Genomic DNA, 9,392 nt, shown 5'->3' on the forward strand with positions numbered 1-9,392 from the left:
GCCCCGGGGGCGGGCTGGGCGGTCATGGAGGCACCCTATCAATGCAACTGAACTCTTGAGTTCAACTGAACTGATCCGTACAGTTCAGTTCATGACGACCGGACAGCCCACACCGGGGCACCTCCCTGCCCACCCCGGCCCCCACGCCCCGCCGCCCGGAGCCCCGACGGCGCACCGCCGCCGCTGGACCGCCCTCGCGCTCCTCTGCACCGCCCAGTTCATGCTGATCCTCGACGTCACCGTCGTGAACGTCGCCCTGCCCTCCCTCGCCGCCGACCTCGATCTCGGGCGCACCGCGCTGACCTGGGTCGTCACCGCGTACACCCTCTGCTTCGGCGGCCTCATGCTGCTCGGCGGCCGCCTCGCCGACGCCTTCGGCGCCCGCCGGGTCCTCCGCGCCGGGCTCACCGTCTTCACCGCCGCCTCCCTGGCCTGCGGCCTCGCCGGTAACGCGGCCGTCCTCCTCGCCGGCCGGACCGCCCAGGGCATCGGCGCCGCCCTGCTCTCTCCCGCCGCCCTCGCCCTCGTCACCACGGGCTTCCACGGGGCCGACCGCGCCCGTGCCCTCGGCGTGTGGGCCGCCGTCGGCGGCACCGGCTCGGCCGTCGGCGTGCTGCTCGGCGGCGCGCTCACCGACGGCCCCGGCTGGCCGTGGATCTTCCACGTCAACGTGCCCGTCGGCCTGGCCCTGCTGCTCGCCCTCCCGAGGCTGCTGCCGCCCTCGCCGCGCGGCACCGGAGGGCGGCCGGACGTCCCCGGGGCGCTGCTCGTCACCACCGCGACCGGTGCCCTCGTCCACGGCCTCGTCCGGGCGGGCGACTCCGGCTGGGCCTCCCCGGTGACCCTGCTGTCCCTGTCCGGCGCGCTGCTCCTGTACGCGGTCCTCGCCGTCGTCGAACGCGCGAGCCGGGCGCCGCTGATGGACCCCCGGATGCTCACCCGGCGCCCGGTCGCCGCCGGCTCCCTGCTCATGCTGGTCGCGACCGCGCTCCTGATCTCCTTCTTCTTCCTGGGCTCCCTGCGGCTCCAGCACGTCCACGGCCTGGACGCCCTGCGCACCGGCCTCTTCTTCCTCCCGATCGCCCTCACCACGGCGCTCGGCGCCCACCTCGGCTCCCGCCTGCTCACCACGGCCGGCCCGCGCGCCTGCGCCACCGGCGGCATGGCGCTCGCCGCCCTCGCCTGTCTGCCCCTGACCTTCCTCGACCCGGCCCCCGGCGGGGCCAACCCGTGGACCACCCTGCTGCCCGCCCTCGCGACGGCCTCCCTCGGACTCGGCGCGGTCTTCGTCTCGGCGACCACCACCGCCCTCGGCCTCGTCGCCCCGCACGAGGCCGGCCTCGCCTCCGGCATCGTGAACACTTTCCACGAACTGGGCGGATCGGTCGGCGTCGCCGTCGCCTCCACCCTCGCCCTCGGCGCCACGTCCCTGCCCCGCCCGGACGGTTTCACCGCCGCCCTCACCCTGTGCGCCGCGGCCGCCGCGGCCACCGCCCTCACGGCCCCCTTCCTCATCCCGCGCGGCACACCCCATGTGACGGGCGGGCCGCACGGGATGCACTGAGCGGAGCCGAACGGGTACGCCGAGGCGCGGGCCGCCCCGGCGGAACCCGTCTCAGTCCTGGCTCGGGCCCGTCTCGTCGACCGGGCGGACGACCACCGGGTACTCCGGGGCGCCGGGCGGCTGGGGGCACCGGGCCACGCGGGCGGCGATCTCCGTCACGCGGTCGAGGCTCGCGCAGTCCAGGAGCCAGTACCCCGCCAGGACCTCCTTCGTCTCCGCGTACGGCCCGTCCGTGACGACCGGCCGGCCGTCCCCGTCCACCGTCACGAAGCGGGTCGTGGACGGGGCGGCGAGCCCCTGCGCGTCGAGCATCTCGCCCGAGGCCGCCAGGTCCTCGTTGATCGCGTTCATGTGGTCGAACATGACCTGGAGCTGTTCCTTGTCCCAGGCGGGGCTCGCCTCCGAACCACGGCCGCTCATCGCCGCGTAGTCCGCCTGCGAACCCAACACCATCACCAGGTACTTCATGACGTCCTCCTCCGGACTTCCCAGCGGCTCTCCGCCGCCTTCGCAGGAGAGTCGGAGCGGCGGGCGCGTTCTCGACACCGCGCGGGAAAAAGTCGGGAAAGCCGGATGAATCACCCGGGAGCACCATCATGCCGGTGTGAACGCATTCACCTTCTCCGCCGCCTTCATCACCTTCTTCTCCGTCGTCGGCCCCCCGAAGGTGCTCCTCTCCTTCGCCGGCCTCGCCCAGGTCCACCCCGTCCGCCAGCTCCGGACGATCGCCCTCATCTCCTCGGCCGCCGCCGTCCTCGTCGGCCTGGCCACCGGCATCACCGCGCCCTGGCTGCTCGACCTCTTCCACATCAGCACCCCCGCGCTCCAGCTCGCCGGCGGCGTCATCTTCTTCCTCTACGCCGTCGGCCTCGTCCTCGGCATCCACCTCGGCTCCGAGGGGATCCGGCAGGACGCCCCGGACCTCGTCAGCGGGGTGCGCGAGCTGCTCATGCCGTACGTGGTGAGTCCGCTCGCCATGACGGCGGTCCTCATCGAGGCGGCGGCCCGCGACTCCTTCAGCTGGCGCTCGACGGTCGTCGGCGCGTACGTCACCGTCATCGCCCTCGACGTGGTCTGCGTCCTGCTCCTCATCCGGCTCCTGCGCCGCACCCACCACGCCACGATCGAGCTGCTCGGCCGCCTGCTGGGCCTGCTGCTGGCCGCTGTCGCCGTCGACCTGGTCCTCGACGGGCTCTCGGACCTGGGCGTGCCGGGGCTGCCCACCCGCCACTGACCCACGGGCGCCGCGCGGCCGCCCGTCAGGGACCCGCCGGGGCGGGGACGGCCGGCCGGGCGACGAAGTCCGTGACCGTCCGGACGAAGACGTCCTCCTGCTCGAAGAAGACGACGTGCCCGGCGTCGATCTCCGCGTACGCGCTGCCGTCGATCGCCGCGTGCAGCGCCCGGCTGTGCTCCACCGGCACCGTCGCGTCCCGCGCGCAGCCGATCACCAGGGTGCGGGCCCTGATCCGCCCCAGCAACGCCCTGACGTCGACCTCCAGGTCGAGTGCCACGTGTCGCAGGGTGCCCGGCGTGGGCGGCATGTTCGGGATGAGGGCCTCGACCTCCTCGCGGCCGATCGCGTTGAGGAAGCGCCGGCTGAAGCCGGTCATCGTCACGCTCCGGCCGAAACCGGCGGGGTCGTGCGTCCCCAGCCGCTGCCACAGCGTGAACAGGTTCCGCAGGTACTCGTCGCCGTCGGTGTACGCCCATCCCGCCACCAGGACGAGCCGCTCCACCAGATCGGGGCGGAGCGCGGCGACGGCGGCCGAGACCGGCGCGCCCATCGAGAAGCCCAGCAGGTCCACCGGGCCGCCGCCCGCGTCCTCGATCACCGCGATCACCTGCGCGGCGAGCGCCTCCACGGTCAGGGGCCCGCCGTCGTCGGACGTGCGCTCGGTGCCGGACAGGTCCGGGGTGACGACCGTCCGCCCGGCGGCGGTGAGCCGCGGCACCACCGTCCCCCAGTTGACGGCCGCCCCGCCGGACCCGGTGCCGTGGACGAGGACCAGCGGCGGGCCGGATTCACCGGCCGCCGCCTCATGGACGTCGTACCGGACGAGGGCGCGTCCGACGCCGACGGTACGGACGGTGGAGGCGGTACGGGTGGAACCAGGGGTCCGGGTGGGGGCGGCGGTTCCGGAGGCGGTGCCGACGGTCGCGGCCCCGGGCGCGATGCCGGTGGCGGCGGTTGCGGTGGCGGGGGTTCCGGTGGACGGGAAGGCGGTCGTGGACATGCTCGGGGCTCCCGGTGACGAGGGCGGCTGCGCTGACACCGAGGACTGTGCCGCCGTCCGGCCGCGCCCGGGAGAGCCCTCCGTACCCTGGGACCGGCAGTCCCTGGATGGGCCCGTCGCGCTCCGCGAAGATGGCCCGCATGACGATCGACCGCCGCGAACTCGCCGATTTCCTGCGCCGCTCCCGCGAGCGGGTCCGCCCCCAGGACGCGGGCCTCCCGGCCGGTCCCCGGCGCCGTACCCCCGGGCTCCGCCGCGAGGAGGTCGCCCACCTGGCGGGCATGTCGGCCGACTACTACATCCGCCTCGAACAGGCCCGTGGCCCACAGCCCTCGCCCCAGATGCTCGCCGCCCTCGCCCGCGCGCTGCGGCTGACCACCGACGAGCGCGACCACCTCCACCTGCTCGCCGGCCACCGGCCGCCCGCCGGGCCCCCGGCCGGTGAGCACGTCTCACCCGGGCTGCTGCATCTCCTGGACCAGCTGGACACCACCCCCGCCCAGGTCCTGAGCGACCTCGGGGACGTCCTCGCCCAGAACGCGATGGCCCGCGCCCTGCTCGGCGGGGTGTGCACGGTGTCGGAGCACGGCCGGAACGTGGTGTGGCGCTGGTTCGCCGATCCCGGGGCCCGTACCGCGTACCCCGCCGGGGAACACGCCTACTACAGCCGCCTGCACGTCGCCGACCTGCGGGCCGCCGTGGCCCGCCGGGCCGGCGACCCGGCGGCGGCCCGGCTCGTGGAGCGGCTCCACGGGGCGAGCGAGGAGTTCGCGGAGCTGTGGGCCCGGCACGAGGTGGCGGTGCGCCGGCACAGCCGCATGCGGGTGGTGCACCCGGTGATCGGCCCGCTGGACCTGGACTGCCAGGTGCTCCTCGCCCCCGAGGGCGACCAGCGGCTGGTCCTCCACACGCCGCCGCCGGGCACGGACGCGGGGGACCGGCTCGCCCTGCTCAGGGTGGTCGGCACGGAACAGTTCCTGCCCTCCTGAGCCACCGCCCCGCCCGGCGGTCTCAGGCGTCGGCCGCCGCCCGGTCCCCCAACGGCCGCCGGCGCAGGGCCGGATCGGTGAGGGCGGCGCGCCGCCAGACGCCGTCGGGGGCGTACAGGTCGGTCCCCGGCGGCACGATCGCGTCGATCCGGTCCATGGCCTCGTCCGTGAGCAGCACCGGCGCGCCCTTGAGGAGCCCCTCCAGCTGGTCCATGGTGCGCGGCCCGATGATCACCGAGCTCACCGCCGGGTGCGCGGCGGCGAAGGCGATCGCGAGCTCGGGCAGGGTGCAGCCGAGGTCGTCGGCGAGCGCCACGAACTCCTCGACCGCGTCGAGCTTGGCGGCGGTCGTGGGCAGTGCCGGGTCGAAGCGGTGCGGAACGAGCGCGGGCCGCCCGCTGCTGAGGTCGATCGGACGCCCCTTGCGGTACCGGCCGGTGAGGAAACCCGACGCGAGTGGGCTCCAGGTGAGCACGCCCATCCCGTACCGCTGGGCCACCGGCAGCACCGAGGCCTCCACGCCCCGCGCCAGCAGCGAGTAGGGCGGCTGCTCGGTGCGGAAACGGCGCAGGCCGCGCCGCTCGGCGACCGTGTGCGCCTCCACGATGTCCTCCGCCGGGAAGGTGGAGCAGCCGAACGCCCGGATCTTGCCCTGGGTGACGAGATCACCGAGGACGCCGAGAGTCTCCTCGATGTCGGTCCGGGGGTCGGGCCGGTGGACCTGGTAGAGGTCGATCCATTCGGTGCCGAGCCGCCGCAGGCTGTTCTCGACGGCCTGGGTGATCCAACGCCGGGACAGACCGCCCCTGTTGGGGCCCTCGCCCATGGGGAAGTAGACCTTGGTGGCGAGGACGGTGGCCTCGCGGCGGCGCCGGTCGCGGAGCGCCTTGCCGACGATCTCCTCCGACTCCCCCGCGGAGTACATGTCGGCCGTGTCGACGAAGTTGACGCCCTGGTCGAGGGCGGCGTGAATGATCCGTACGGACTCCTGATGGTCGGGGTTGCCGACCGCCCCGAACATCATGGTGCCGAGGCAGTAGGTGCTGACTTCGATCCCGGTCCCGCCGAGTACCCGATAGCGCATGCGCGCACTCTAGGAATTGGAGTGCGCTCCAGCGCAAGACCTCAGGCCGGCCGCTCCCGTTCCGTGGTGCCGGCTCCCAGGGCCTCGGCGAGGAAACCGGCGACCAGCCGGTGCAGGACACCGGGCCGCTCCAGGTGGACGTCGTGCCCCGCGCCCGGCACGCTCGCGCCCCGGAGGCGGGGGAGGAGCCGGGCCATCTCCGCGTACTCCTCCGCGCCGACGATGCCGCCCCGGGAGCCCTCCCCGAGGACCGCGAGGACGGGGCAGGTGATCGCCGCCCACTCGTCCCAGAAGGCGCGGCGGGCGTTCTCCGCCACGGACGCCACCATGACCTCGGGGTCGAACCGGGGCCACAGCCCGCCGTCCGCCCGCCGCTCCAGACCGTCCGCCCAGCCCTCCCCCACGGGCCGGTTGCCACCCCCGAGGTACGCGACGGCCGCCTCGCGTGAGGGGAACGGCACCGGCCAGCCGGCCAGCCACTCCCCGATCACCCCCGGCAGCCCCGGGTCGGCCCGGCCGGGCCCCGCCTCGACGAGCACGAGCGCGGCGACGAGCCCGGGATGGGCGGCCGCCGTGAGCAGCGCCGTGTGTCCGCCGAGCGACTGGCCCGCCAACACCGCCCGCCCGAGGCCGAGTTCCCGTACGACGGCGGCGGCGTCGGCGACGTAGGCGGCGCGTGAGGTGTCCGCCGGGCGCCGTTCGCTGTTCCCGTGCCCGCGCTGATCGAGGGCGACGACCCGGTGCCCGGCCCCCGCCAGCAGCCGGGCGGTGGCGCCCCACTCCCCGCCGTGCCCGGCGAGCCCGTGCAGCAGGAGTACGGGCGGCCGCGTGCCGCCGCCTCCCGGAACCTCGGGGCGGTGGTCGCGGTACGCGAGCCGTACGCCGTCCCGTACGACGACCCCCTCGGTCGTCCGCGCCGTGTCATCGGTGGCCGTCACGCGGCCATGATCCCCCGGGGCGATCGGCGGGACACCCCCTAGGGGTTGAGGAGCTGGTCGGCGACGGCCGTGCGGGCGTAGAGGACGGACCGCCCGCTGCGGTGCGCGGTGACCAGGCCCGCGTTGCGCAGGGCGATGAGGTGCTGGGACGTGCCGGCGGCCGAGAGCCCGCAGTGGGCGGCGAGCTGCGTGGTGGAGGCGGGGGTGTCGAGTTCGGTGAGGAGCAGGGTGCGGGACCGGCCGAGGACGGCGGCGACCGCGTCGGTGGCGGCGGCCGGCCGGGGGTCCCAGAGGGAGCCGATTCCGCGTGCCGGGTAGGCGAGTTGGGGCGGGTCGGGGTGGACGGACCGGGTGAGGATCCGGGGCCAGGCGAAGACGGAGGGCACGAGCAGCAGCCCGGAGCCGGCCTGGTCGCGGGTGAGCGCGCAGTGCCGCCGTACGAGACGCAGGGTGCCGTCGTCCCACCGTACGGTCTCGTGGAGTTCGCCCAGGACCCGGGCGGAACCGTGCTCGGCCACCTGCCGGGCCCGGTGGAACACGTCCGCCTCCAGGACCTTCTGGATGCGGGCCCAGTAAGGGGCGAGGGCGAGCTCCCAGTAGGTCTCGATCTCGTCGGTGACCTTCCGCAGGGCCTGCTCGGGCGCCCGGTCGAGCAGGTGGAGCCGGGCGTTGCCGGGTTGTTCGGCGAGGAGTTTGCGCAGGTCGTCACGGACCTGGGCGGCGGGGGCGCGGCGGATGGCGTCGAGTTCGGAGGAGAGGGTGGGGAAGGGGCCGGCGGGGGTGGGGTTGAGGAAGTCGGCCAGGTACCCTCCGGCCGGGATCAGGGCGGCCAGCCAGCCCCGGTCGAGCCCCGCCCGCGCGAGCCGGGGCCGCACCTGTGCCGCCCAGCGCCGGTGCGGGGCCGCGGTGCCCGGCCCGGCCGCGCCGGTGAGGGCCCGGTAGCTGGTGACGACCTCCCACATGGGGGAGACGGCGAAGCGCGTCTGGGCGAGGTCGGCGGCGGAGAAACTGAGCTCGGATTCCACGGTCTCACCTCGGGGTCGGGTGGGGGCGGACCGGGCAGGCACCGCCTCCCCCGGTTCTGGCGCCCGGATTCGGCCTGAGCTTAATCATTGGAGGGCCCCGGGGGGCGGCGGCCAGTCTTCCCCCATGCCTGCCACTCGGACCACCACCCCGTTCCGGGGCCTCCCGCCCCTCGTCTGGACCGTCTTCGCCGGAACGATCGTCAACCGCCTCGGCTACCTGGTCACCCCCTTCCTCGTCTTCTTCCTCGCGTCCCGCGGCGTGACCGGTGCCGAGACCACCTACGTCCTCGGCGCGCTCGGCGCCGGCAACCTCCTCGGTCCCGCCGTCGGCGGTGTCCTCGCCGACCGGCTCGGCCGCCGGCCCACGATGCTGATCGGACTGATCGGCGCGGCGGCGGCGCAGGGCGCCCTGTTCGCGGCCCCCGGCGTGGTGACGATGGCGGTGGCCGCGCTGCTGATCAGCGCGGCCGGCAGCACGGTGTCCCCGGCGGCGTACGCGCTGATGGCCGACGCCGTCGAGGGCGAACACCGCCAGCGGGCGTACGCGCTCCTCGGCTGGGGCGTCAACATCGGCACGGCGGTCGCGGGCGTCCTCGGCGGCTACCTCGCCGCCCAGGGCTACTGGCTGCTGTTCGCGGTCGACGCCGGTTCGATGCTGCTCTACGCCCTGGTCGTCGCCGTCCGCCTCCCCGAGCCGCCGCGTGCCGAGACCGCCCCGCGGCAGAAGGACGGCATCGGGTACGGAGTCGTCCTGCGCGACCGCCTCACCCTGCTCCTGCTGCCGCTGCTCGGAGTACAGCTGTTCGTGTACTCGCTCACCGAGGTCGCCCTGCCGCTCGCCGTCCGCGACAGCGGCCTCTCCCCGGCGGTGTACGGCGCGATGGCGGCCGTCAACGCGGTCCTCGTGGTCGTGCTCCAGCCCTTCGTGACGACCCGGCTGGCCCGCTTCCCGCAGATGCGGGTGCAGAGCGCGGGCAGTGCGCTGATCGCCGTGGGCGTCGCGCTCACCGGCCTCGCGGACGGGATCGTCGGCTACACCGTGTCGGTCGTCGTCTGGTCCCTGGGCGAGGTCGTCGTCGCCGGCATCGCCGCCGGGATCGTCGCCAACCTGGCCCCGCCGCACGCCCGGGGCCGCTACCAGGGCGCCTTCAGCTGGACCTGGGGCGTGGCCCGCTTCGCCGCCCTCAGCCTCGGCGTCACCGTCTACACCCAGCTCGGCCCGGCCGCGCTCTGGTGGACGGCACTCGTCGCCGGCACGGCCACCGCGGCGGCGCTCCTGTCCCTGAGCGCCCGCATCACCCGCCGTACCGCCGAGGCCCACACCCTCGCGGCCTGAACGACCTCGCCGGTGCTCCCCTCGCGCATGTCCGCGAGGGGAGCACCGGCGTCCCGCGTGCTCCTCAGTCCCGCCGGATGTGCTCGGGGTCGACATGCCGCCGCACCATCGGTACGGAGGCCACCCCGGCGATCAGCAGCACCCCCAGCGCGCAGCCGAACAGCAGCGGCAGCGCGTCCCAGTCCCAGTGCACGGCGCCGCCGCCGGTGATCAGGTAAC

At 75.0% G+C, this 9,392-nt stretch carries 9 protein-coding genes; 4 read left to right on the forward strand and 5 right to left on the reverse strand.

What is annotated here, in order from left to right:
• The first annotated feature begins 91 nt into the window (after nucleotides 1-91).
• Nucleotides 92-1,564 (forward strand): MFS transporter, encoded by a 1,473-nt coding sequence (locus tag RIF68_RS16110; protein WP_309051944.1) that lies wholly within the window; start codon nucleotides 92-94, stop codon nucleotides 1,562-1,564.
• Nucleotides 1,565-1,615: 51 nt separating this feature from the next.
• Here RIF68_RS16110 and RIF68_RS16115 read toward each other — a convergent pair whose 3' ends face one another.
• Nucleotides 1,616-2,032 carry a YciI family protein gene (locus tag RIF68_RS16115; protein WP_309051945.1) on the reverse strand — a complete coding sequence of 139 codons (417 nt, stop codon included), beginning with the start codon at nucleotides 2,030-2,032 and terminating at the stop codon, nucleotides 1,616-1,618.
• Nucleotides 2,033-2,168: 136 nt separating this feature from the next.
• Between RIF68_RS16115 and RIF68_RS16120 the strand changes: the two genes are divergently transcribed.
• A complete protein-coding gene (locus RIF68_RS16120; protein WP_309051946.1) occupies nucleotides 2,169-2,798 on the forward strand; it encodes a MarC family protein in 630 nt (209 codons plus the stop codon).
• Between the two features lie 25 nt (nucleotides 2,799-2,823).
• Here the strand turns inward: RIF68_RS16120 and RIF68_RS16125 are convergent, their stop codons facing one another.
• A complete protein-coding gene (locus RIF68_RS16125; protein WP_309051947.1) occupies nucleotides 2,824-3,801 on the reverse strand; it encodes an alpha/beta hydrolase in 978 nt (325 codons plus the stop codon).
• A 131-nt stretch (nucleotides 3,802-3,932) separates the two neighbouring features.
• Between RIF68_RS16125 and RIF68_RS16130 the strand changes: the two genes are divergently transcribed.
• Nucleotides 3,933-4,790 carry a helix-turn-helix transcriptional regulator gene (locus tag RIF68_RS16130; RefSeq protein ID WP_309051952.1) on the forward strand — a complete coding sequence of 286 codons (858 nt, stop codon included), beginning with the start codon at nucleotides 3,933-3,935 and terminating at the stop codon, nucleotides 4,788-4,790.
• Between the two features lie 22 nt (nucleotides 4,791-4,812).
• Here the strand turns inward: RIF68_RS16130 and RIF68_RS16135 are convergent, their stop codons facing one another.
• The 3 genes from RIF68_RS16135 to RIF68_RS16145 are packed head-to-tail and all read right to left on the reverse strand — an operon-like array spanning nucleotide 4,813 to nucleotide 7,837.
• A complete protein-coding gene (locus tag RIF68_RS16135) occupies nucleotides 4,813-5,874 on the reverse strand; it encodes an aldo/keto reductase (protein ID WP_309051948.1) in 1,062 nt (353 codons plus the stop codon).
• A gap of 41 nt (nucleotides 5,875-5,915) precedes the next feature.
• The gene (locus RIF68_RS16140) at nucleotides 5,916-6,812 is read right to left on the reverse strand and encodes an alpha/beta hydrolase (protein ID WP_309051949.1); all 897 of its coding nucleotides are present in this window, start codon (nucleotides 6,810-6,812) and stop codon (nucleotides 5,916-5,918) included.
• A gap of 38 nt (nucleotides 6,813-6,850) precedes the next feature.
• Nucleotides 6,851-7,837 (reverse strand): DUF5937 family protein, encoded by a 987-nt coding sequence (locus tag RIF68_RS16145; protein ID WP_309051950.1) that lies wholly within the window; start codon nucleotides 7,835-7,837, stop codon nucleotides 6,851-6,853.
• A 124-nt stretch (nucleotides 7,838-7,961) separates the two neighbouring features.
• Between RIF68_RS16145 and RIF68_RS16150 the strand changes: the two genes are divergently transcribed.
• Complete coding sequence (locus RIF68_RS16150) at nucleotides 7,962-9,173, forward strand: MFS transporter (RefSeq protein WP_309051951.1); 1,212 nt, start codon at nucleotides 7,962-7,964, stop codon at nucleotides 9,171-9,173.
• Nucleotides 9,174-9,392: the final 219 nt, after the last annotated feature.

The organism is Streptomyces sp. (assembly GCF_031178505.1).
Taxonomy (GTDB): Bacteria; Actinomycetota; Actinomycetes; order Streptomycetales; family Streptomycetaceae; genus Streptomyces; species Streptomyces gulbargensis.